This is a genomic window from Arcticibacter eurypsychrophilus, assembly GCF_001730525.1.
GTDB classification, from domain to species: domain Bacteria; phylum Bacteroidota; class Bacteroidia; order Sphingobacteriales; family Sphingobacteriaceae; genus Arcticibacter; species Arcticibacter eurypsychrophilus.
Window position 1 is genome coordinate 1 of the sequence record NZ_MDFN01000027.1, and the last position, 24,998, is coordinate 24,998.

Genomic DNA, 24,998 nt, shown 5'->3' on the forward strand with positions numbered 1-24,998 from the left:
GATACGATAATGACAAGTCAAGAACAGTCGCAAGGATATATAACGAAAATATCAATAAGGAAATTACTGTTGATGGGGTGGATGTTAAATTAGGCGATAGACTTAGAAGAGATGGCTATGACATTATCGTTTACGATTATAAAGATGGATCCGATCTTATTGAAAAAAATGCATTAGCGGTTGTTAAACTACTGGAAACACTTAATACCACTTACAGCTCGACGCTGCAAAAGAAATTTGTTGTAATTGGACCAAGTATGGGAGCACTGGTAGCTCAATATGCCCTCGCCTATGCAGAAAAAACCAATAAAAATGTTAACACCAGACTATATATTTCCTTTGATGGGCCTCACCAGGGAGCTAACGGTGCCATTGGCCTACAACAATTACTTCAGTATATATCATCAAAAGGCTTAGGCAGCGTTGTATTTAAAAGTCTTAAGAATGGTGCACATAGAGGATCAGCCGCAAGACAGATGTTAGTGGCAAATGCTGGAGTATCTGGAGAATCGCCAACCCCTGATAACTACAGGAATATTTTTTTATCAAATTTAGCTAGTGTTGGCACTTATCCAAACGCTACCAACGACACAAACAAAATACGAAAAATTGCTATAGTAAATGGAAGTAAAAACCTTACACCAAACACTCTACTGCAACCAAACGGTGAAATTCTTTTTATGCAGGTTAAGCGGTCGGGCTTACTAGGTTTAATTAACGGGAGGTTAGGTGATAGATTGAATATTAATATAACGGCATCTCCTTCATCAGGCAGAAGTGCCACTTCGGATATCTGGTTATTTAAGCCATTAATAAATATAGCGCTATGGCAACCACCTCGTGTAATTAATTATGGACAGCCTGCCGTAAATAATTTTAGTTACGATACTGCTATTGGTAGTCGTTTTACTGACCCGGTAGATGATAAGACCGAAGGATGGATCGATATTACACAAAAATTACTTTATCTTTTCGCTGGGAACAAATCCAAATTCAGGCATAATATCAATGCAACGTTTATGCCCACGACAAGCGCAATTGATTTACAAGTACCCAACTTTACTTTGGCATATGATTTTAGCAATGAAAATATAGTATGCAATAAAAAAACCCCTTTTGATCGGGTATATGCCCCAAATGAAAACCAACCTCACGTTAAAGTTACTGCTGAGAATATAACTTGGTTTGAAAGTGAAATAAAATTTGGAGACCCAAACCTTGGCCCAAAACTTCAACGTATTGCGCAACCAGATGGAGCCTATACAGTTTCTGGCCCCTCAACCTTTTGCGGGTCTGCAACCTATCAAGTTAATATTCAATCAGGGATGACCGTTAAATGGTCAGCAACAGGGAGCATAAGTATACCTGGTAATTCAACTTCATCCTCAGTTTCAGTGAACTCTGTCAGCGGAGGAGCAGGAACCTTGCTTGCGACAATGACCTCTGCATGTGGTCAGAGCTCAGCAACAAAAAACATTAATGTAGGTATAGTGTATTCTGTGAACTATTCAGCATCGCCTGGAGGAGTGTATGGTACTATAACACCAGGGTCTTCTCCTAGTGTAACGAGAGGTCCAACAAATAGCAATTATTATTTAAGCGTTTTTACACAAGGAAATGGTTACACTTATGCCTGGTCTATCCTAGGCGGATCTGGGTATAGTTCTGTTAATTTTAACGGAGCTAATGCTGGATTTTATTTGTCTGGATATAATCCTCAAATTGTTTTGGGTTTGACCGTAACAAACCCAGCATGCGGTAGCAGTTATGAATCTATTTTAATTTTTACTGGAGGATCATCAACAATGGCAAAGACCCAAAGCAGCTTCAAAGTCTTTCCTAATCCATCAAGTAACGAGATTACAATTTCTTTGAAAGATGATACGCAGACGGTCGTAGATCAAGATGCTGTAAAAAATGATAAACCATTTGAATATAAAATCTATAATAAAACCGGGGTTATAGTAAAACAAGGGAAATCTCGTGATGGAAAAGATGTAAAAGTAAATGTCGGGAATATCCCAGATGACAATTATTTTTTACATGTAATTATAGATAAGGAGAAGATGATTCGTCAAATTATCATTAAACATTAATTGAAGAACAGATCCTAACTAAAATACATGAAATGCATTGCACCCTTAATTTTCGTACTAGTCTTCCTTTTTCCCTGCAAAAAAACAAATCCGACGAGTAAAGTCGGATCGGACGAAGGTAAATGTTAAAAATGTCAACATCAGCAGCTAACATGAAGGTACTTGGATATTGTAGAGCTATATTGACACTTACTTCTATTCTTGGAATTAATTTTACTATAAAGGCACAGGAATCTAAGCAAGGAAATACTCAGAACATTTTACCATTTTTGCTAATTGCTCCGGATGCAAGGTCAGCCGGTATGGGTGAAACAGGAGTAGGCTCATCTTCAGACATTAACTCTATCCATTGGAACGCTGCAAAGTATGCCTTTAGTGTTGAGCCGTCTGGGGTGAGCCTCTCCATTACACCCTGGAATAGGGATTTGGCTGAAGATATGAGTTTTGTTTATGTCTCCGGTTTTAAAAAGCTTGCCCACATGCAGGTAATTGCTGGTAGTATAAAATATTTTAATTCAGGTCAATTTGATTTTTCTGATCTACAAGGAAATAAGACATCTTCATATAAGCCTTATGATCTTTCTATTGATTTTGCTTATATTAAAAAGTTGTCTGAGGTTATATCAATATCGACAACCTTTAAATACATCCGTTCCATGTATACCGCCTATGAATATGTCCAGGGAGGAACAGGATCGATCAGCTCAATCGCTGCTGACATAGGTTTTTTACACCAGCAACCTGTACGACTATTTCATAATGAGGGGCTACTAGGATTAGGAATAAATTTTTCTAACATTGGCCCTGCAATCAAATACAACTTATATAGTCGCCCTCTTCCAATGAATCTGCGCATTGGGAGTGCTTACACCGCATACATTGATAATTCTACAGAACTAATAGTATGCTTTGATATAAACAAACTTTTTGCCGATGGGATAAGCGATAAGATTAATTATTCGGCAGGAATTGAAGCTCTGCTTGCAAAGACAATTTCATTAAGAACGGGTTTTTTCAAATCAGATAACCACCCAACTGTTGGAGATTACCTGACCGCAGGGATGGGCGTTTCTGTTTCCAAATATAAAATAGACATTTCTTATCTAGTATCTTTCCAGAAATTAAACCCTGTTAATAATACTATCCATTATACAATAGGATACTTCTTTTAGCACAAATTAATTGTTAATAATTCTGAATTTTTTTCTTAAAGTTTCCAAAAGAATTGGAGAAACTAATGAATTATTAGATTTAGGTGTGATAAGGAGTTCCATTAAATTAGAGGAATATTTAAAATTACAATTATTCAGAAAGGACGCATTATTTGGAGATTAAAAAGAATAACAGTCTTGGGTAAATTAAAAGAAAGAACAAAATCCGTCACTTCCCTTTTTTATTTCAGTACGAATTAACACCTTACACTTGTTTACTCTCTTCCATGAATTTTAACCCCTCGGTGCCTAAGATATTTATATAACGTCATTTTAGAAATCAAAAGTTCCTCAGCAATAGCGTTTACTCCTAGTTTCCGCTCATTATACAGCGTTTGAGCAAGCATGGCTGTCCGTTCGGCCTCTTTAGACAAGCCCTTGCTTCTGCCACCTTTTCTTCCACGAGCCCTGGCTGCTTCCAGACCGGACTTTGTTCTTTCCCTGATCAAGTCCCTTTCAAATTCAGAAAGGGAGGCGAAGATGTTAAAGATCAATCTACCCTGAGCGGTAGTGGTATCAATATGGTCATTTAAAGATACCAGGCCAACTCCCTTCTTTTCAAAATCCGAGGCCAGCTCTAATAAGTGTTTCAACGATCTGCCTAAGCGATCAAGTTTGTAGATGTAAATCACATCCCCCTTCCGCAAGATTTGTTGCATCGCAGAAAGTTCATGCCGTTCTGATTTAGCACCCGACGCCTTTTCCTGGAATATTTGTTCGCAACCCTCTTTGTTCAAAGCGTCCAGCTGCATTTCTAAATTTTGATCCTGGGTAGAAACCCTGGCATATCCTATTTTCAATTCTGTATACTTTTATCCGTTGATGCAATCAAAATTAATATACTTTGATTGCTATACAAGTTTTATTTACTAATTTCATATACATAGACTCATTTTGAGATTTCACAATAGTCCTTCTCTACTCTTGCGACTTGTACAAGTTGAGCACCGTTTGTTTGTACAGCAAAATCAGAAACAAAAGTAATTCATACGATCTTTGTTACTTTCAATAAACTCTACCTATGCCAAGAAAAGATTACCTATCTGCTGAAGCAAGGCACCGGTTTGATAACCCTCCAGTTCTTTCAGGGGAACAACGCCAGATATTTTTGCAGGCACCTACCTGGGCAACGGAATATGTCAAAGGTTTGCTGACCCCTTCGAATAAAGTCGGTTTTATTTTGCAGGTTGGTTATTTTAGGATAGTCAGTCGCTTCTTCGTTTCGAGTCGTTTTCATCAGGCAGATGTTGATTTTATAGCAGATAAGATTTCGGTAGATGCAAATGGAGTAAATATGGCCGATTACCAGGGCAATACTTTTAGGCGGCATCAGGAAGATATCCTTGGCTTCTTTGGGTTTGCACCTTTTAGCAAATCTTCAAGTGAAGCCTTATTGCAGGAAGCCGAACGGTTGGCACATGTACAGACCAGGCCGCACTTGATATTTGGCGGGATGGTCAGTTTCCTTCAAGAGCATCGTATAGAGATACCTACTTACCAGGCCATACGCACCATTCTTGAAAAAGCCCTCGACAACTTTGAGCGGGATCTCGAATCTATACTTTCCCGGAATTTGACGCAAGAAGATATTCTTTTATTGGATCAGCTCTTACAGGAGCACTCTTCATATCAGGAAGATTCCAAAGCCCATTTGAAAATCAAGCGGTATCAAATTACTCTTTATAAAAAGATTTCCCAGTCCATGGAAGTTAAACACATCCGAGAACGGGTGAAAAATTTTCAGCACCTGAAAAGAATGTATCTGCAGTTGGTTCGGGTGGCCAAACGCTTAAAACTTTCGGATGCTGCTATCCAGTATTACGCAGAATACGTGATCAATAACCAGATTCCACAGGTTGCTACCCGGAGCACCATCAGGTACCTGCTCCTAATCTTCTTTTATCATCCACCAATACTATCTGCTCGGTGATGCTCTTATTTTAACATTGAACAGTGCCGTTACCAATTATATCAACGGTTGCGAAAACCTCGTCAAGCAGGAACTGTATCAAAACCGGATGCAAACAGCCCAACTGGTAAGCAGTGTCGCCCAACGGAGCGTAACACATATTGATGTATTGACAACTATTGAAAAGATTATAGCAGATATAGCAATAGGGCCAGCTGAAAAGATAGACGCCATTGACCAGTTATTAAAAAAGAAACGCTTGTCTCAAAGATTGTTTCAAGAAGATGAACAGCGACTTAAATCATTGAAGGAAGTCAACCAAAAAGTACACGACCGAGAAAATTACTACCTAATTTTAGAAAAGAACTCTTCAAAGCTTACTGGTAAGGTGGCAGACATTTTAAAAGTATTGGTTGCAGGAACTTCCTCTTCCGGAAAGGATATCCTTTCTGCTTTTTTTTACTATCAGGATAAAAATGGCTCAATTACCTCAAGCGGAGCCGTACCGACAAGTTTTCTCAGAATGGAAGAACAGCAGCGTGTGCTCTCACCAGAAGGCAACCTCCGTACAGGCCTGTACAAAGTATTCCTTTTTAAGGAAATACGGGATGCCATTAAATCAGGTGCACTGGCGGTAGAATCTTCTTACGACTACCGTTCATTCGAAGAGTATATCATTCCGGCTGGTTTGTGGCAAAAAGAAAAAGAATTCTTGATCAAACAGGCCGGTATAACAGCCCATGCCCATCCAAGGGCAACGCTGCTAAAACTCAATGAAAGATTAAATGCACAGATCAAAAAAACGAATAATCAGCTTAGCGAAAACAAACAGGTATATTTTGATGCTGCAGGTGACTGGCACCTGATGAAAGATAAACGCTCCGAAGAGGAACCGGACGCTGAATCGCTTTATCCTCAAGAGTATATCATCCCGGTATTAGGAGTGCTTACCACCGTAGGAAATATTTGCGGCTTCACTTCTGTTTTTAACCATCACGGAATTGATTATGTGCCTAAGCGCCCCGAACAAAAACTGTTCTTTGCAGCTATACTCGGTTTTGGGTGCAATATTGGTATACGTAAATTTTCGTTTATGTCAAAAGGTATCCGGACGAGTTCACTGGAGACTACCGCACTTCATTACTTTACGCCGGAAACACTGATCGAGGCGAATGATAAACTGCTTTCTTTTAGTAATTCTTTGCCTCTTACTTCGCATTTCCGGAAGGAAGAAGATTTTGTCCATACTTCCAGCGATGGGCAAAAATTCGATGTATCAGTGGCTTCTTTGGTTGCTTCACCTTCTTTTAAGTATTTCGGAAACGGCAGGGGCGTCACCCTATATTCTTTTCTGGATGAATCCGGCCAGCTCTTTTATTCCACGGTGTTCAGTGCCGCAGAACCCGAATCGCATTATGTGCTCGACGGATTGACACACAATGAAGTCGTCGTGCCTAATGCGCACTCAACGGACACCCACGGTTATAGTGAACCTGTCTTCGCCGTAACAGGTCTTTTGGGCATCGAATTCCGGCCTAGGTTTGCCCGTTTCCATCACCAACAGTTATACTCCATTAATGAAGTCCGCACTTACAAGGAACAGGGGCTTAAAATCGTTCCCGACCTTAAGATCAACCTGGAACATTTGGAAAATAATTGGGAGGATATATTAAGGCTGGGATGTACTATCAAGCTGGGGTACTCAAAAGCATCCACGTTATTTAGACGGCTAAACTCCTATTCTAAACAGCATCCTTTATATAAGGCACTAAAAGATTTGGGAAGGTTATATAAAACGGCCTATGTCTATCAATATATGGACGACGAACTGGTCCGTAAAACCGTATCCGGTTCGCTTTCCAAAATTGAAAGCAGCAATAACTTTTCAAAGGCGATCACAATTGGCAATAATCAGGAACTGATATGGGCTACCCGCAGGGAACAGCTAATTGCGGAGGGCTGTAAAAGGCTGATCGCCAATGCGGTTAACACCTATAATCTATTGCTGTTGTCGGAGAAGTTATCCCTGACCAATTCTGAAGAAGAAAAGCAAATCTTGTTAAAGAAAATCGTCCGTACGTCTACTCAAAGCTGGGCACATATCAATTTGGTAGGCGAATATGATTTTTCAGAAGGTAAAGACTATAAAACATTTGATTTGAACGCCCTGATGAAGCCGATCCTAAAGCAATAGAATTTAATATTCAAGGGAAATGTCAAGGAAAAATCCTACAGCGAAGTCGTGGCGCTTTTTGTACTTTTCTTTAATTTACCCCAACTCTGTTATAGGCGCCGGAAGCGTTGTCACCCGTTCAATACCCGGGAACTCTGTGGCTTTCGGCAATCCATGCAAAGTTATCAGAGAGAACAATCCAACCGTTTAGCTATACATCTATATTTAAATGACGAAAATTAAAGCAGTAATATTTGATCTTGATGGTACATTAGCCAATACATTACCATTATGCATCTCCGGATTCAGAAAATCCATCGAACCACTTATAAATCGCTCCTTGTCAGATGAAGAGATCATTGCGACGTTTGGTCCATCGGAAGAAGGAACTATTATGGCATTGGCACCAGAACACTACGAAAAAGGCGTTTCTAGTTATTTAAAATTTTACAAAGAGCTCCATGCAATGTGTCCCGCCCCCTTTGAGGGCATTGAAGATCTATTAATTACTTTAAAAGATAAATCAGTAAAGATTGCCATGGTAACTGGTAAGGGCAGGCACAGTACCGATATCTCTTTAGAACAATTTGGCATTGGTAAATATTTCGAAGCCATCGAAACTGGGATATCGACAGGACCACGGAAAGCGGAGGGCATACAAAACATCTTAGACCTTTTTGAAGATATACGGAAGGAAGAAATCATATACGTTGGTGACGCTCCAAGTGATATCATAGCAAGTAGGAAAGTCGGGATCCCGGTAGTGGCAGCAGCCTGGGCAGAAACAGCAGAGCCTAAAAAGTTGAAAGAATTATATCCGGATATGTTGTTTGATAATATCAGCGATTTTAGTCATTGGTTAACATTAAGTATATGAACGGCGGGTTGTGAAGCTCATTATACTTCCTTTTAATCTATTCTCATAGAGCTTTAGAGATCAGGAAAGAATCTTTAACAGATGCTAACCTATTATTATAATTTAACAAGATTAAGTATGGAAAGGTCTGGCAGAATCTAACGGCAAAATAGCGTTAAAGAAAGTATGCAATTTATCAATGCAGTTCACAGGCAACATTTCTAACTTTATCATCCAAGGAAAAATGGTTGTCTTTAAGACGACTCTATTATTATCAAAAAAGGGTAATTTTCTTAGACGATGTAAGAAATAGATTTCTCATGGATTCGTTTTAACCGTTAGATATCATAAGCAACTTTTTACCCATTTTCTTCCTTTTCTTAATCACGCAATACCTAAAACAAACTATTACTGTAAACCTGATTGTAAACAATCTGATAAAACTGCAATAAGGAACCAAAATGAGTCCAGTAGTGAATAGCTCAAGTTGGACTTACACGTGATTCTTATTCCTTTGTTTTTGCTGTAAATTACAATCATAGCGTATTGAGGAAGATTCTGCTGTATGAGAGAAGATTTAGGAAGATTTTGCCTTTCTTTCATTTTTAAAATTCCTAAATCCTTCCTTTATCGAAATAAATGTAAACGATATGGCTACAATAGACAAAAAAGGAATGGTACATGGAACCGCAGGATCAGTAATCTACCGTGAGTACCGTGGAAAGAACATCATCCAGGGGAAAGCAAAGAAATTTAAGCAAACCGAAAAAACGATTAGGAGTGCTACTGAGTTTGGACTATCGAGTTCAGCAGCGGCAGTAATCCGGAATGCATTTGAACCGGCTTATTTCTTTAAGGATGGAACAGCAGCTTACAGAAGCACTCAACTGGCGTATCGGTCGATACTTAATAATGTAAGCGGAGAGAAAGGGAAACGAGATCTGCATGATGGAGACCTTTCTTTAATGAACGAAATGGACTTTAATACGACTAGTAAACTGCATGAAGTACTTCAAATAAGCCATGATGTGAGTAAAAATGCAAACGGGAAAGTAAGTGTTACCCTTGGTCCCTTGAATACTCAAACTGGGATCAAAAGGCCCAAAAACGCAAGCGGAGCTTATATTAAACACCGCATTAGGCTTATGTTGGTTGCATTTAACTTCAGGGAGGAGTATTACGAAAACCTGGGCGTAAAAGATCTCGACCTTGAAGGGTATCAAACCATTGATGGACAAGTAATCACCTTTACAGAAGCAGTGCCAAAAGATTGCCTGGCAATGGTGAGCATGTCGCTGATGTTGTACTCAAAAATCAGCCAAACCAATGAAAGTATCTTAATGAACAGCAAAGAGTTCAGTCCTTGTGCGATTATCGGAACATTTCAATCTGAACAACCCTCTGATTATCCTAAAAAAGAGGTTGATACACAACTATCCGATTATCCGGGTAAGGAAGAGAAGATCAAGCTCATGTTCTACAAAGGGAATCTCCTTATGATGGGATTGGATTCCCGGTTTGGGAAACAGGCTATGTTGAACTCTAAAACAGTAAAATCAAAGCAGATGATTCCGGAGGTTTTGCCAGGAAAGCGAGTTTCGTTTAAAAAAAGTTGAGAGGGTTTGGTTGAGCAAACTAGAAAAATTGGTTTTTCAATTTTCTAAAAGGGTAAAGTATGCTGATTTACAAAGCCCCGTAACTTCTTTTCTCCATCCAGGATTGCAGGATAATAGTAGCCGATATGGTATCGATCAACTCCTTACTTTGCCTATCTGCTTTTTTCAGTCCGCTTTGCGCGATCGTAGCTGATGCCATTTTAGAGGTAAACCGTTCATCCATTTTTTCAATGGGGATACCAGGGAATGCTTTTTTTAAGATCGTCATAAATCCCTTCACATGGGGCATAGACTGCGAAGCTGTGCCATCCATTTGTTTGGGTTCGCCGACTACGAAAAGCTCTACTTGTTCGGTCTCCAGGTATTTTTTCAGAAAATCAACAATATCTTTAGGATGTATGGTGGTTAAACCGGTTGCTATAATTTGCAGTGGATCGGTAACGGCGATGCCAATCCGTCTGGTTCCATAATCGAAAGCTAGTATTCGGGACATGATGCAAAACTATTGATTTTAATACAAGAATAGTCTGATTAAGATTATTTAGAATATTCGGGCCATGATGCAAAACGATTGATTTTAATACGCTTTTAGTCATAATGCACAGATAACCCTTGTTATCACATATAAGGCATGGCTGATATGCTAAAATATCAGTTCTATTTCTTAATTTGCACGATGCTGTTTAGTGAAATTGTAGGACAGAAGGAAATTAAGCAACAGTTAATACAGACTGTTGTGGAGCAGAGGGTGAGCCATGCCAGGTTGTTTCTGGGTCCGGAAGGATCTGGAAGTTTGGCGCTTGCGCTTGCTTATGCGCAATATATTTCCTGTGAGAACAGCAGTCCGGAAGATAGTTGTGGGGTTTGCGCTTCCTGTCGGAAGTACAGTCGTCTCATCCATCCGGATCTTCACTTTTCGTATCCCTTCTTCGCCAAGAATAAAGACGAGACATCTCTTAACTATATTCAGGAATGGCGCGAAGCTTTTCTCAAAAACCCTTATCTAAATCTGGATGAGTGGCGCCATCAGCTTGATGCCGAAAATAAACAGGCTAATATCAACATTGCAGAATGCCATCAGATTATCCGAAAGCTGAGTTTAAAACCCTTTGAATCGGAATACAAGGTGCTGATTATGTGGCTTCCTGAATATCTGGACAAGGAGGGAAATACGCTACTGAAGGTAATCGAGGAGCCGCCACAAAAGACACTTTTCCTGCTGGTAGCGCAAAACCAGGATCAGATTCTGAATACCATTCTTTCGCGTACTCAGTTGATGAAGATTAACCGCCTGAGCGATGAAGAAGTAAAACACCATCTGATTGATCGGATGCAGGTTCCTGAATTGCAGGCGTCGCGGATCGCTTATTTAAGTGAAGGCAATTTACAGATGGCTCTCCAGTTAAGCAAAGAGGATAATGGCAATGCTTTTGGCGACTTTACGGCTTGGCTAAGAAACAGCTTTGCAAATAACATGATTGCGCTGATTGATTTTTCGGATGCAGCATCTAAATGGGGAAGAGAAAATCAAAAGAACTTTTTACGCTATGGTACCAAGTTATTAAGGGAGGTGATGATGGAATTGTCCGGAGCCGATAACCTGATTCATTTGCCGCCTAATGAAAAAGAGTTTGTGGATAAGTTTAGCAGAATTGCTACTCTGGCTCAAACTGAAGCTTTAATTAATGAGGTCGAAAAGGCTCATTATCATATTGAACGTAATGCAAACGCTAAAATTTTATTTTTAGATGTATCTTTGCAGTTTACTAGAATTCTCAAGTTTAAAACGCTCCCTAAGGGGACTCACTATATATATCAATAAATGGGATGTGGATCATGTTCAACGGGTGGCGGCTGCACGCCAGGTGGTTGCAAAAGTAACGGCTCTTGCCTTACAGGTGGATGCAGTAAATTAGACGTATACGATTGGCTTTCCCATATGGATTTGCCAACTAACTATAAACCATTCAATATACTTGAGATCAAGTTTAAGGGCTCAAGGAAAGACTTTTATATCAACCAGGATAACGCTTATCTGGAGATGGGTGACCTTGTTGTTGTCGAAACGACTACTGGGGGATACGATATCGGCCACGTTTCTTTAACGGGAGAATTAGTCCGTATGCAGATCAAAAAGAAGCATATGAAGATGGAGGAAATTACCCGTAAGGTGATCCGAAGGGCTACTCCGGCTGATGTGGATAAATGGAAAGCGGCCAAGGATATGGAGTGGGAAACGATGCATAGGGCACGTACGCTGGCATTAACTCTGGGTCTTTCCATGAAGATCAGTGATGTGGACTACCAGGGGGATAAAACGAAAGCTACTTTTTATTATACAGCTGAAGGGCGCGTTGACTTCAGGGAACTGATTAAAAAGATGGCGGAAAGCTTCCGGATTCGTATTGAAATGCGACAGATCGGGATGCGTCAGGAAGCCAGCAGGCTTGGTGGATTGGGTTCATGCGGACGCGAATTATGCTGCAGTACCTGGCTTACGGACTTCAAAACGGTTTCTACATCGGCTGCCCGTTATCAAAATTTATCATTAAATACATTAAAACTGGCTGGTCAGTGTGGTAAACTTAAATGTTGCCTGAACTACGAGCTGGATACCTATATGGATGCGTTGAAGGATATTCCTGAAGACGTAGAACGCCTGGAAACATTGGTAGGAGTGGCTCGTTTGCAAAAAACGGACATCTTTAAAAAGCTGATGTGGTTCAGCTATCCGAATCAGGAAAGCTGGATTCCAATTGAAATTTCAAGGGTTAAAGAGATTCAGAAATTAAATAAAGAAGGCGTTAAACCTGATGATTTAAAAGACGAAGCGGCAGAACTGGAAACGACTCCTGTAGCTAAGGTACTCGATTATGAAAATGTGGTAGGGCAGGATAGCATTACCCGTTTGGATGAGCGACAGGCTAAAAAGAAGAAAAAGCGGACGAATAAAAGTAAACCTAAGACTGAGGGTGATACAGGCGTAACCGCTGAGGGTACTCCTGCACCTAGTTTGCAGCGGGCGGTACAGAACAACCCCAGACAACCTGCGAAACAGGGCAACCAACAAGGATCTAAACCGGCTATACAACAAGGCAATACGCAACCGGCCGGCACTCAAGCGGCTCAAACGAACAAACCTATAGTGGTTTTAAAGAAGGAGCAACCGACTGGAGAGCCTGTTGAAAAGACTGCGGAGGCAAAGAAAGCAAATGCAAACCGTCATTTCCGAAGAAATAAAAACAACAATAACAAGCCCAGGCCTAATGCAGAATAAAGGATGGCGCCTTTATGCAGTCCTGATTGTTTTAATCTTATCGGGATTGCAGGGTTGTGAAGAAAATGCGGTGGTGGATGTCAATACGAGTATTGAAAATGGATCTTGGGGTTATGATAAAAAGATAAATGTGCCGGTACAAATTACTGATGCTTCTAAATTGTATAACCTTTATTTTAATTTAAGGCATACCAGTCAGTATCAGTATTCCAATATTTTTGTGCTCATTCATCAAAAAGCAAAGGGAGTAAAGACGATTACAGAGCGTAGGGAGTTTAAACTGGCTTACCCGGACGGGGAATGGCTGGGAAGTGGTACAGGCAATTTTTACTCGTATCAGCTCCTTTTCAGAAAGGATTATAAGTTCCCTTCTGCGGGAACCTATACCTTTGAAATTGAGCAGAATATGCGCGACAATCCGCTCAAAGAAGTTATCGATGTGGGGCTGCGGGTAGAACCGGTAAGTGCAAATTAATATTAGTGCAAAGTTTTTTATTGTACAAAAAGAGCAGGTTTAATTTCGCTTTTATTCGAGGAGATCTGTTTCATTTCGTTCAAAATGTAATACATAGACAATGCGTAATTAGCACGTGATTGCTTGAGCAACGTTTTCGCAAATAGATTGCTATCATCTAAACTGAGCTCCTGCTTATCATTCATTTTATATAAAGCACCAGCATTAAGATAGTTAGCGCTGGCTTTCTTATTGAAAGCCGTAGATGAGCCAATGTTTAATCCATAAAAGTTACTGCTGTTTGCTTTGCTACTATCAAATAGATTCGCGCCAATACTATAATACTTGCTATTTGATAATGCGAGATTAATTATGGTAGGAAAAATATCTTTGTGTGAACCAAATACACTCGTATCAATAGTATGAACAGGCTTATATTTCTTCGGGATGTACATATACAAAGGGACTCCCCTTTGCTGTAGTTGATGCGCTTCGTCAAAACCAAAAAGCATTAAGTTATTATGATCTCCAGTCATAACGACGATCGTATTTTTAGCAAGAGTTGAGTGTTTTATTTTGTCGAGAAAGGTTCCCAGGCAATTATTGGAATATTGATAGCAATTCAAATTTTTAATAGCCAGATCTTCGGTTACTTGTAGGTTCTCCTTAACATTTTTAGTGAGTGTAATCTGATCAGGCTTGTACGTATCCGGCAATTCGAAGGGGGTATGATTAGAGGTGGTTTGTATAAAAAGGAATTTTGGTTTCGTACGCTTTGCTGCCAGTGTTTGATAGGCATAATCGAATAAATACTCATCATAGGCACCCCAATGGTTTGCTTCCGAATTTTTAATTGTACTTAGGATCTCTTGTTTCCCAGCCATAAACTGAAACCCTTGATGGGGAACAAACTCATTTAGGTTGCGCCAGGAGCTTTCTCCTCCAGTTATAAAAGTGTTTTCGAATCCTGCTCTTTTAAATGGTAAGGCAACAGCGGATTGAAATATTGAGAATCGATATTTAGATTGTGTAAGACTAACAGGGGTATTGATTAATAAATATTCCAGACTTTGGATGGTCGTATTTCCACTGGATACAAAATTCCTGAATAAGAGATCGGAGGCAAAATGTTTTCGTAGTTTACCTAAGAGATTCATTTGTTTGGAATCGAAATTCATGTTGTAATTACTCATGCTTTCCATGAAGATGAAAACTACATTCGGTTTATTCTCTTCGAGAAACTTGTTTTTTGGAGTCACTTGAAAAAGCATTTTTAAAGCGGCCGAATCAGATAGGATATTGGGTAGATCTTTTTCTGTAAAGTAGTCGCGGGCGGCTTGAGCGGGACGATCATAGCCTAAACTATGTATGTTGCTTAATATGGAAGATGGCAGATTATCCCCTTTTTTTCTTTCGGTGAAAGACGTTTTTAATGCATATACTCCATTTATGGTTAGAAAATTTATTGCCCTGTTTTTACAGATTAAGTTATCGTGACTTTGTAAAGGAAAGGTTCCAACTGATTCTCTGATACCCAGAACAAACACAAGCAGTATGGCAAAGCAACATGCAGTACTTTGCCAAATTGGAATATTTACAGTAAAGGGTTTCTTTTTATTCAGCCGTTTGATATATAAAACGTAAATCGCTAAAAGAGCAAACCAAGCGGATAGGATTTTAATGATAGGATAGTCTGACCAGACTGATGTCATTACAGCTTTGGTATCGTCATCAATCAGTCCGAAGATTAAAACATTGATATGCGATTGAAAATAATCATAATAATATTGGTCTATAAAGAGAACAAGCAGAAAGAAAGCTAATGATATACCACAGTACCAGGAAACAAAAATGCTAGAGATGTTTTTTACTTTGTTTGATGATGTGATTAGTTTTAACAAGCAGACTGAAAATGGTATAATTAGACCATAACTGATAATCATGGTATCAAACTGAGATCCTCTGATAATAGCATTAAAAGTTTCTGTGGGCACATTAAAAAAGTCATCGGACTTAATCAATCTGATAATAAAAGTAATTCTGAAGGCGGTAAATAAGACTAATTGGAAAAGGTAAATTTGAAATAGCGTGTATACGCTATTAAAGAAATGTTCGAACTTTTGATTCATGGTTTAATAAGGCCTAGTCCGGCAAATATATTAATCATTATGAAAAAAGTAGTATTCATTACGAATAAAGAATACCTTTACGAAGCAACAAGCCCTTAAGCAAAGAGTAGGATTCTAACATCCCACTCAACCTAAAACCTAGTATTAACCATGCCGATAAAAACCTTTTCAAGTGCTGTCTTTGGAATAGAGGCTACAACTATAACTATTGAGGTCAACATTACCAGTGGAACCCGTTATTATATCGTGGGGCTCCCTGATACGGCAGTGCGGGAAAGTCTGCTTCGCATAGAAAGTGCTATTGTTACCAGTGGATACCGCATGCCGAGACAAAAGATCCTGGTTAATATGGCGCCTGCTGATATTCGCAAAGAGGGTTCTTCTTATGATCTGGCCATTGCTGTAGCCATTCTATGTGCTTCTGAACAAATTGATGCCAGTTTGCTTGATCAGTACATGATATTAGGTGAACTTTCGCTGGATGGTGCTATTCAACCGATCAGAGGTGCTCTGCCTGTTTCTATTCAAGCACGACAGGAGGGATTTAAGGGTTTGATTCTTCCTAAGCTAAATGCAAGGGAAGCGGCTATTGTGAATAATATAGAAGTTCTAGGTGTAAGTACCCTGACTGAGGTGCTTGACTTTTTGAAAGGCTCACTTTTGTTGAAGCCTACTCTAGTGGATACGAGGGAAGAGTTTTATAATAACATTTGCAATTATGAATCTGACTTTTCGGATGTAAAAGGACAGGAAAACATAAAAAGGGCCTTGGAGATTGCTGCTGCTGGTGGCCATAATGCGATTTTGATTGGTCCACCAGGATCAGGGAAAACCATGCTGGCTAAACGGTTACCCAGTATATTGCCTCCCTTGAATCTGCAGGAGGCATTGGAAACTACAAAAATTCATTCTGTGGCAGGTAAGCTTGCTGCCGCTGATTCCTTGATTACGGTAAGACCTTTTCGGTCGCCCCATCATACGATTAGTGATGTAGCATTGGTTGGCGGAGGCGCTTATCCGCAACCGGGAGAGATTTCTTTATCCCACAATGGCGTGCTTTTTTTGGATGAGCTACCTGAATTTAAGCGCTCGGTACTGGAAGTGATGCGGCAGCCGTTGGAGGAACGTAAGGTAACGATTTCCCGTTCGAAGCTTTCGGTGGAATATCCGGCGAGTTTTATGCTGATCGCTTCGATGAACCCTTGTCCATGTGGGTTCTATAATCATCCTGAAAAGGAATGTACTTGTCCCCCGGGTGCTGTTCAAAAATATTTAAGTAAGGTATCGGGACCATTGCTGGACCGCATTGATCTGCATGTAGAGGTTACTCCCGTTAATTTTACGGAACTGGCATCGGAAAGTAAATCGGAAAGCAGTGCGGAGATCAGGGAACGGGTGATTAAAGCCCGTGAGATTCAGGAGATTCGGTTTAAGGACATAGCTGAGGTGTATTGCAATGCGCAGATGGGATCAAAAACGGTTCGGGAGCTTTGTAAGATAACTGAGGCGGGACAACTTTTACTTAAAAAGGCGATGGAGAAATTGGGCTTGTCGGCTAGAGCGTATGATAGAATTTTAAAGGTTTCGAGGACTATTGCGGATTTGGCTAACTCGGAAGAGATTCGGATTGAACATCTGGCCGAAGCGATTCATTACAGGAGTTTGGACCGACAGGGTTGGGCAGGGTAAAGTGATAATTTTTCTTGGATCTGGCTCTACAATGTTTTGTTTTTTTCCACGTTTATACCATCATGAACGTCATTAAATTAGCAATCGCAACCCTGGCATTTAGTTCTCTGCTGGCATGTAATTCATCCGGCCAGCAAAAGGGTACAACAGAGATCAAGGTGAAGGATGGAAAAGCGAAATCAGTTGCCGCATTTGCAGAAGGATGCTTCTGGTGCTCTGAGCATATTTTTGAAGAACTGGCAGGTGTGGATTCTGCGGTTTCGGGATATGCAGGGGGACACACCAAGAACCCAACATATGAAGAAGTTTGCACAGAAAAAACTGGACATGCGGAAACCGTTCTGGTGTATTTTAATCCTAAAGTCATTTCATATACGCAACTATTGGATGCCTTTTTTCAGTCGCATGACCCGACTACTTTAAATCAACAAGGTCCTGATGTAGGTCCTTCTTATCGTTCAGCCATATTTTATACCGATAAGGAACAGGAAATGCAGGCTACTGAAGCCATTAAAAAATGGACTCCTAAGTTCGAGAAGACCATAGTAACAGAGGTGGCACCACTGACTACTTTTTACAGGGCAGAGGAGTATCATCAGAACTATACTTCCGAAAACCCGTATAATTCATACGTGAGGGCTGTTTCCTTACCTAGGTTTGACAAGTTTCAGCGCGCCTGTAAGCTGAAAATGAAGAACTAGGCATTTTATTTTCTTACATTTGCCTTTTAATGGACTACGAGGTTTTTACACTGCCTAACGGCATCAGGTTACTATTTAAACCAACTGTTTCTTCTGTATCGCATGCCTGTATTATTATCAATACCGGCTCAAGAGATGAGCCGGAAGAGAAAGATGGTCTGGCACATTTTATCGAGCATCTTCTGTTTAAAAAAACAGAAAAAAGAAGTACCAATCAGATCTTAAATTATCTGGAAGCGGTTGGTGGCGACCTAAATGCCTATACCACTAAAGAATATACCTGTATTCATGCTTCATTTCTTATTCCGTATTTAAGAAAAGCACTTGATCTTTTTGAAGATCTGGTATTTCATTCGCTCTTCCCTGTAAAGGAAATGGAAAAGGAAAAAGGAGTGATTATGGATGAAATTGCCTCGTATCAAGATCAACCCGAGGAAGCTATACAGGATGACTTTGAAGATCTGTTATTTTCAGGCCATTCTTTAGGGAGAAATATCCTGGGTTCTGCCGATTCGGTTACAGCTTTTCAACAGCAGGATATATTTTCATTTTTAACGGCTAACTACAATACGGAAGAAATTGTAATTGGTGTAAATGGGAATTATACGTCCAAAGAGGTCAATAAATTATTTACTTCTCTTTTTGAGAACATTCCGGCCAACCGCAATAAACCTTGCAGATTGGCGCCAAACTATACTCCGGTGATTAAAACGGTTGAAAAATCTATTGCTCAAACGCATTGCGTTCTGGGCAATCAGGCTTATTCGATCCATGATTCTAAGAAAACAGGTTTGCTTGTACTGAATAATATTCTAGGAGGCAATGGAATGAGCTCTATACTGAATCTGATTATCAGAGAAAAGTATGGCATAGCCTATACCATTGAATCAAATTATACACCGATGTGTGATAGTGGAATATTTTCAATCTACTTCGGTACTGATGCTGAGAAATCGGATAAGGCTCTTAAGCTTGTATATAAGCAACTTGCGTTGCTAAGAGACAGCAAAATGACTGATCTGAATCTGAGCCGTGCGAAGAAAAAAATAAACGGGCAGATTGCCCTTGGGGAGGACAACCGAATGGGCTTGATCATCGGAATGTGTAAAAGCCTGATTGATCATGGCAGGGCTGAGTCAATTGAGGAGGTCTTTGCGAAGATCAACGCCATTACATCCAATGAACTTCTTGAAATTGCAAACGAAATTTTTAACCCGGCAACAATGAGCACACTCACTTTTGTGCCCGATGAGGCTGAATAATTTAGTAATTTTACATCATGAAAATACCTATAGTAGCATATGGCGACCCTGTTCTGCGAAAGAAGGCAGTAGAAATTTCAGCAGATTATCCTAATCTGGGGGAGCTTATTTCAAATATGTTCGAGACCATGTATAATGCCAGTGGGGTTGGATTAGCTGCTCCACAGGTAGGCCTTTCTATCCGCCTGTTTGTGATTGATTTATCGGATAAAGATGATCCTGGTTATGAAGACTTTAAGAAGGTTTTTATAAATGCGAAGATCTTAGAAGAAAAGGGTGAGATTTGGGAATTTAATGAAGGTTGTTTAAGTATTCCTGATATCAGGGAAGATATTAAAAGACTGGATACCGTTACTATATCTTATTACGATGAGAACTGGCAGTTACGTAATGAAACCTATGACGGACTGGGTGCCAGGGCAATACAGCATGAATTTGACCATATTGAGGGTAAGCTTTTTATCGACAAACTGAGTCCACTTAGAAGAGCAATGCTTAAAAGCAGATTTGATGCAATTAAAAAAGGAGCTATTGACGTGGATTATAAAATGAAGTTTCCTATGGCTTCTAAAAGGCGTTAATTAATTATTTCCCTTACCCTTGTCTCCGTTGATAATTTGCTGGATAAAAGAACCCCAGGCAAAAGGATTAAGAAGCGGATTAGCCATCCGCATATTCATTGCTTTATTGGTCAAAGCAATATGATTATTCTGAAAATTCACTCCACGCATTTCCTGTCCATCACGTGGTAAGTTCTTTGCCATGGCTAACAGGGAAGAGCGGGTAACATTTTTCTTTGCTATTTCAAGATCGTCATCTGCGAACTTCAGCGACATGAATTCTTTGGTGAATTCATCCACACTTGCCCAGGGAAGTACGGTTACCATTGGAAGATTGACGACTTCAGGTTTCATTTTTACGATCACGGTATAACTTTTATCTTCCCTATCCGGGGGGATAACAAGTGCTTCGCGACGATAACCTACTGAGCTGAAAACAATGGTATCACCCTCATTTGCAACAAATGAAAAATATCCCTGAAAATTAGCAGACACCGTTTTGTTTTGTTTTGATCTATTGGTAACGGTGACATAAGGAACCACTACATTAGAATCTATATTATAGATTATACCAGAAAACTGCACCAGAGGTTTCTCCTGTGCTTTTGTGTATCCTGTTATGAATAATATGATTACTGCCGTGAATATAATTTTCATTGATGTAAACGTATCAATAATTGTGCTATTTTTTCGTTAAATACTGTTAAAAACCAAAAAAGCGAAACATGTTACATGATTCGCTTTTTGACCCTAACGTAAATTGTGTTAATTGGGCATTACCGCATTCGGATCATCCACATCTGTCAAATTTGTAGCTTCTATACCTACAATTTCAGGTACGGATCTTAATATTGCTTGTTCTATTCCAGCCTTTAAAGTCATCAGACTCATCGGACATGAACCACATGATCCGAGTAACCTAAGTCTAACAATATTGTCCGGAGTAATTTCTTCAACTGATACATTGCCCCCATCTGCTTCCAGATATGGCCGGATGCTATCTAACGCGTTCTCTACTCTTTGCAATAAATCCATAATGATATTTTTATAAAATTAAAAAAAATCTTCCATTAAACCGAAGCAGGCCGGGCGTTTTGTATCGCAACCTGTTGCGCTACCCTTTCTGCCACTTGAAGGAAAGCTTGAGCTATTGGATGATCGGTTTGCAATATAATTGGTTCTCCTCCGTCTCCCGCTTCGCTGATTGATTGGACTAGGGGTATTTCGCCTAGAAAAGGAACATCAAACTTCTCTGCAAGAGACTTACCGCCACCTTTACCAAATATATAGTATTTGTTGTCAGGAAGCTCAGCAGGACTAAAGTAAGACATGTTTTCGACAATACCTAAAATAGGCACATTGATTGCATTCATCATAAACATACCAATCCCCTTTTTTGTGTCAGATAGCGCCACTTTTTGTGGGGTAGTAACGATTACTGCACCTGCCACCGGATAGTTTTGAGTAAGCGTGATGTGAATATCACCTGTACCTGGAGGAAGATCGACAATAAGATAATCCAGTTCACCCCAATCGGCATCATTGAACAGTTGTTTTACTGCGTTAGAAGCCATTGGACCTCTCCACGGTATCGGTTGTTCAGGATCGGTAAAAAAACCGATAGAAAGAAGCTTTATTCCGTATTTTTCAATTGGCTGAATCCGCGTTTTACCCTCCGGGCCTGCTTTAGCCTCGGGCTTAGCATCTTCTACGCCAAACATAATGGGGATTGATGGTCCATAAATATCTGCATCTATCAGTCCTACTCTTGCTCCTTTGCGAGCTAAGCCTAAAGCAATATTAGAAGCAACAGTAGACTTGCCTACCCCTCCTTTACCTGAAGCTACCACTACTATATTACCGATATTTTTTAATGGCTGATTTTTTTGTGTAGTAACACGTGACGTCATCTTAACTTCAACTGCAACATCAGGACTGATGAAATGGGATATTGCATTCCGGCAGGCGTTTTCTATAAACCCTTTTAAAGGACATGCCGGAGTCGTTAGAATTACAGTGAATGTCAGGTGATTCCCCTCAATTAATATATCCTCAATCATGTTTAGAGTAACGAGGTCCTTTTTAAGATCTGGCTCCTCTACATGGCTTAAAGCATGTAGTACTTGTTCCTTTGTAATCATCTGTTGTGTATTAAAAAGACAAAAATATGAAACCTACACGCTAAAGTCCTTGTTTACGTTATGTTTTTGCAGATATTTACACTGTGGAAACTAATCGTTTGATTTGACGTTTTCATAAAAGGCTCAAAAACATAAATATGTCCGAATACATGCGTATTCCTCTCCAGTACAAAAAATACTTCAAAATTGCAGGCATTGTACTAGGGGTATTACTAATCCTCTCTGTAATTGCAGGTGCCATAGCTTATTCTAAAAGAGAAGCTATCTTAAAGGAGCTGATCCAAAAAGCAAAACTAAAGGCTAAACGTGATTATAACTTAAATTTAACGATCAATAACCCTCATTTTGAGGGATTACGAACCATTGCTTTCTCCGATGTTGCTATTGTACCCGAGAATAGAGACAGTTTGGTTTTGATTCGCGATCTGCACATTGGCGTAAAACTGATGCCCCTTTTATTTGGTAATATTAAATTATTAGGACTAAGGGTAAGTGAGGCCAGGGTAAATTTAGTAAAGCGTGATTCGCTGCGCAACTATGACTTTTTATTTAAAAAGAAGAAAACAGATTCGACTGAGCGGGGAAAAGCGGATTATGCGGAACTGGCTAACAATCTATTAAATCAGCTTCTTTATAAGATTCCGGATGAAATGGATGTACGGAATTTCAAATTAACCATTATCAGGGATGATGAGCAGTTCAACTTTAATACGACATCGGCGATCATTAAGGACGGCCAGTTAAAGTCTCGGATCCTCATCAATGGCAATGAATCGATATGGCATCTGGATGGATTGGTCGAGGCATCTGACCAAAAACTAGATATTAAACTGTATGCAGAGAACAAAAAGGTAGAACTTCCTTTACTTGAAAAAAAGTTTGGTGTCAAGATCAACTTTGATACCGTCTATACGCAGTTAAAGAACACCAAAAAAGATGGTGATGAGTTTCATATATATGGTTCATGGGCTATCAGAAATTTATTGATCAATCATCCGAAGATTGCTGCAAATGACATTATCATTCCAAGCGGATCAATAGATGCGGATATCCTGATTGGCAGGAATTTCCTGGCAATTGACAGTTCATCTGTAATCCACTTAAAAAATATCGAAGCGAGGCCTTTCATTAAATACACCTTAGGAACATTTAAAAAGTACGAATTAAAGCTTAAAACGGACGATCTTGACGCTCAAGAGTTATTTAATTCATTCCCTACGGGTCTCTTTGAGTCGCTGGAAGGAATAAAAGTGGCTGGAAAACTACGCTATGATCTTGACTTTTCGCTTGATGCTAGAAATCCGGATAGTGTCCGGTTTAGTTCATCACTATATCCTTCAGGTTTCCGGATCTTGCAGTGGGGCAAAACTAATCTTGCGAAAATTAATAGCCCTTTTGTGTATACCCCTTATGAGTTCGGAAAGCCAATGCGCGATATTACTGTCGGGCCTAAAAATCCGGATTATACCCCTATCAACGAGATCTCACCTGATCTTCGTAATGCCCTGCTGACCTCTGAAGATCCCTCTTTTTACTCACATCGGGGATTTGTAGAGCGGTCAATCCGCCGTTCTATTGCCACCAATTTCAAAGAAAAGGCTTTTAAAAGAGGCGGAAGTACGATATCCATGCAATTAGTGAAGAACGTATTTCTGATCAGGCAAAAAACACTGGCTCGCAAAATTGAAGAAATTCTGATTGTGTGGCTGATTGAAAATAACCATGTATCTACCAAGCAACGCATGTATGAAGTGTACCTGAACATCATTGAATGGGGCAGGAATGTGTATGGCATTGGAGAGGCCGCTCGTTATTACTTCAGCAAAAAACCCTCTGAATTAAGTATAGGCGAAAGTATCTTTTTAGCGAGTATCGTTCCCCGACCGAAATCATCGCTGTACTACTTTCTGTATGATGGCAGCCTGCGTACTAGTTTAAGAGGTTATTTCAGGTTAATAGGTAATTTGATGGCAGAACGGGGTTATACTATGCGCGATTCCAGTGCATACGGCTTTTACAACGTCAGGTTACGCGAAAGCCTGCGCCCGGAAGCACCTGTCGACTCTATGCAAGTTGATTCTTTGTTTGAATTCGAGGACATGGAGGAAGGAGGGTTATTAAGAGATATTTTCAAAATTCCTCAGAAAGATACCGTTCGTCAGGAAGAGGAGATAAAGAAGGCGATATTGGCTGATACTACTTTAACACGGTCTGAAAAAAGAAAACTTAAGCGTGACATGAAACGTAAGGAGAAGGAAAGCGACAATTAAAATCAATATGTCCAGGCATAGGAAGAGCAACTGCTTTCCACATTGCCTGAAATTAACACCATTTAATATGAAAATCCAAATTGAGGATAAAGAGTTTAGCTGTTTCCTGGAGTATGAGCAGATAAAAAAGAGAACAAGATTGCTTGGAATTCAAATGAATGTTGACTATGAGGACAAGCTTCCTGTTGTCATTGCAGTGCTCAACGGAAGTTTCCTCTTCATGGCAGATCTGGTAAAAGAGCTCACTGTACCTATCGAAGTCTCTTTTGTAAAACTATCGTCCTACCTTGGAGGTGAATCCAGCAGCGGCATAATTAAGGAAATAATTGGGTTGGACATTGACTTACAGAACCGGGATGTCATTATTGTAGAAGATATAGTAGATACCGGCAATACGATCACGCATGTCTTAAAGCAAATAAAAGAACATAACCCTGCCTCTGTAGTAGTATGTACCCTCCTGCTTAAACCCGATGCGCTTCAGGTAGAAGTGGATGAGATTGCTTATGTGGGATTTGAAATACCGGATGAATTTGTAGTTGGCTATGGGCTTGATTACAAAGGCTTAGGAAGAAACTTAAAGGATATTTACCGGGCAATTAGTCTTCCTTCGGAAACTTAAAGACATTTTTAGCATATTTGCGTAAAATATTA

21 protein-coding genes are annotated in these 24,998 nt (G+C 39.8%); 15 read left to right on the top strand and 6 right to left on the bottom strand.

Features of this window, described 5'->3' with window-relative positions; genetic code table 11:
- Window positions 1-2,096 (top strand): T9SS type A sorting domain-containing protein (locus BFL47_RS14475; RefSeq protein WP_139125831.1); only part of this gene is annotated, 2,096 nt, incomplete at its 5' end.
- Window positions 2,097-2,227: 131 nt separating this feature from the next.
- Window positions 2,228-3,268 (top strand): PorV/PorQ family protein, encoded by a 1,041-nt coding sequence (locus BFL47_RS14480; RefSeq protein WP_069660516.1) that lies wholly within the window; start codon window positions 2,228-2,230, stop codon window positions 3,266-3,268.
- Between the two features lie 254 nt (window positions 3,269-3,522).
- Here BFL47_RS14480 and BFL47_RS14485 read toward each other — a convergent pair whose 3' ends face one another.
- Complete coding sequence (locus BFL47_RS14485; RefSeq protein WP_069660517.1) at window positions 3,523-4,107, bottom strand: recombinase family protein; 585 nt, start codon at window positions 4,105-4,107, stop codon at window positions 3,523-3,525.
- A 221-nt stretch (window positions 4,108-4,328) separates the two neighbouring features.
- Between BFL47_RS14485 and BFL47_RS14490 the strand changes: the two genes are divergently transcribed.
- The 4 genes from BFL47_RS14490 to BFL47_RS14505 all read left to right on the top strand — a co-directional run bounded on the left by BFL47_RS14490 (window position 4,329) and on the right by BFL47_RS14505 (window position 9,861).
- Window positions 4,329-5,237 (top strand): DUF4158 domain-containing protein, encoded by a 909-nt coding sequence (locus tag BFL47_RS14490; protein ID WP_069660518.1) that lies wholly within the window; start codon window positions 4,329-4,331, stop codon window positions 5,235-5,237.
- Between the two features lie 16 nt (window positions 5,238-5,253).
- Complete coding sequence (locus BFL47_RS14495) at window positions 5,254-7,410, top strand: Tn3 family transposase (RefSeq protein ID WP_069660519.1); 2,157 nt, start codon at window positions 5,254-5,256, stop codon at window positions 7,408-7,410.
- 208 nt (window positions 7,411-7,618) lie between these two features.
- Window positions 7,619-8,266 (top strand): HAD family hydrolase, encoded by a 648-nt coding sequence (locus BFL47_RS14500; RefSeq protein WP_069660520.1) that lies wholly within the window; start codon window positions 7,619-7,621, stop codon window positions 8,264-8,266.
- A 629-nt stretch (window positions 8,267-8,895) separates the two neighbouring features.
- The gene (locus tag BFL47_RS14505; protein ID WP_069660521.1) at window positions 8,896-9,861 is read left to right on the top strand and encodes a hypothetical protein; all 966 of its coding nucleotides are present in this window, start codon (window positions 8,896-8,898) and stop codon (window positions 9,859-9,861) included.
- A gap of 67 nt (window positions 9,862-9,928) precedes the next feature.
- Here BFL47_RS14505 and ruvX read toward each other — a convergent pair whose 3' ends face one another.
- Window positions 9,929-10,354 carry a Holliday junction resolvase RuvX gene (gene ruvX / locus BFL47_RS14510; protein ID WP_069660522.1) on the bottom strand — a complete coding sequence of 142 codons (426 nt, stop codon included), beginning with the start codon at window positions 10,352-10,354 and terminating at the stop codon, window positions 9,929-9,931.
- Window positions 10,355-10,537: 183 nt separating this feature from the next.
- Here ruvX and BFL47_RS14515 point away from each other — a divergent pair, with 183 nt between their 5' ends.
- From BFL47_RS14515 to BFL47_RS14525, 3 genes are read left to right on the top strand one after another with little or no spacing between them, the layout of a single operon-like run.
- Window positions 10,538-11,683 (top strand): DNA polymerase III subunit, encoded by a 1,146-nt coding sequence (locus tag BFL47_RS14515; protein ID WP_069660523.1) that lies wholly within the window; start codon window positions 10,538-10,540, stop codon window positions 11,681-11,683.
- A complete protein-coding gene (locus BFL47_RS14520) occupies window positions 11,684-13,138 on the top strand; it encodes a PSP1 domain-containing protein (protein WP_170827329.1) in 1,455 nt (484 codons plus the stop codon).
- On the top strand, window positions 13,128-13,613 hold the full coding sequence (locus BFL47_RS14525) for a gliding motility lipoprotein GldH (protein ID WP_069660525.1): 486 nt from the start codon (window positions 13,128-13,130) through the stop codon (window positions 13,611-13,613). The genes BFL47_RS14520 and BFL47_RS14525 overlap by 11 nt, the downstream gene beginning before the upstream one ends.
- Before the next feature lie 17 nt (window positions 13,614-13,630).
- Here BFL47_RS14525 and BFL47_RS14530 read toward each other — a convergent pair whose 3' ends face one another.
- The gene (locus BFL47_RS14530) at window positions 13,631-15,721 is read right to left on the bottom strand and encodes an LTA synthase family protein (protein ID WP_069660526.1); all 2,091 of its coding nucleotides are present in this window, start codon (window positions 15,719-15,721) and stop codon (window positions 13,631-13,633) included.
- Window positions 15,722-15,871: 150 nt separating this feature from the next.
- On the opposite strand from BFL47_RS14530, the gene BFL47_RS14535 reads away from it, so the two are divergent.
- The 4 genes from BFL47_RS14535 to def all read left to right on the top strand — a co-directional run bounded on the left by BFL47_RS14535 (window position 15,872) and on the right by def (window position 19,954).
- Window positions 15,872-17,410: a YifB family Mg chelatase-like AAA ATPase gene (locus tag BFL47_RS14535; RefSeq protein WP_069660527.1), complete on the top strand. Its 1,539-nt coding sequence runs from the start codon at window positions 15,872-15,874 to the stop codon at window positions 17,408-17,410.
- Window positions 17,411-17,472: 62 nt separating this feature from the next.
- A complete protein-coding gene (gene msrA, locus BFL47_RS14540) occupies window positions 17,473-18,111 on the top strand; it encodes a peptide-methionine (S)-S-oxide reductase MsrA (RefSeq protein WP_069660528.1) in 639 nt (212 codons plus the stop codon).
- A gap of 29 nt (window positions 18,112-18,140) precedes the next feature.
- On the top strand, window positions 18,141-19,373 hold the full coding sequence (locus BFL47_RS14545) for a M16 family metallopeptidase (protein ID WP_069660529.1): 1,233 nt from the start codon (window positions 18,141-18,143) through the stop codon (window positions 19,371-19,373).
- Between the two features lie 17 nt (window positions 19,374-19,390).
- Window positions 19,391-19,954: a peptide deformylase gene (gene def / locus BFL47_RS14550; protein WP_069660530.1), complete on the top strand. Its 564-nt coding sequence runs from the start codon at window positions 19,391-19,393 to the stop codon at window positions 19,952-19,954.
- On the opposite strand, the gene BFL47_RS14555 is transcribed toward def, so the two are convergent.
- The 3 genes from BFL47_RS14555 to BFL47_RS14565 all read right to left on the bottom strand — a co-directional run bounded on the left by BFL47_RS14555 (window position 19,955) and on the right by BFL47_RS14565 (window position 22,074).
- Window positions 19,955-20,590 (bottom strand): peptidase associated/transthyretin-like domain-containing protein, encoded by a 636-nt coding sequence (locus BFL47_RS14555; protein WP_069660531.1) that lies wholly within the window; start codon window positions 20,588-20,590, stop codon window positions 19,955-19,957.
- A gap of 108 nt (window positions 20,591-20,698) precedes the next feature.
- Complete coding sequence (locus tag BFL47_RS14560; RefSeq protein ID WP_069660532.1) at window positions 20,699-20,968, bottom strand: NifU family protein; 270 nt, start codon at window positions 20,966-20,968, stop codon at window positions 20,699-20,701.
- Between the two features lie 35 nt (window positions 20,969-21,003).
- Window positions 21,004-22,074 (bottom strand): Mrp/NBP35 family ATP-binding protein, encoded by a 1,071-nt coding sequence (locus BFL47_RS14565; RefSeq protein WP_069660533.1) that lies wholly within the window; start codon window positions 22,072-22,074, stop codon window positions 21,004-21,006.
- A 137-nt stretch (window positions 22,075-22,211) separates the two neighbouring features.
- Here BFL47_RS14565 and BFL47_RS14570 point away from each other — a divergent pair, with 137 nt between their 5' ends.
- Window positions 22,212-24,344, top strand: coding sequence for a transglycosylase domain-containing protein (locus BFL47_RS14570; RefSeq protein WP_083257201.1), 2,133 nt, complete (start codon window positions 22,212-22,214; stop codon window positions 24,342-24,344).
- A gap of 67 nt (window positions 24,345-24,411) precedes the next feature.
- A complete protein-coding gene (gene hpt / locus BFL47_RS14575) occupies window positions 24,412-24,966 on the top strand; it encodes a hypoxanthine phosphoribosyltransferase (RefSeq protein WP_069660534.1) in 555 nt (184 codons plus the stop codon).
- The last annotated feature ends 32 nt before the right edge of the window (window positions 24,967-24,998 follow it).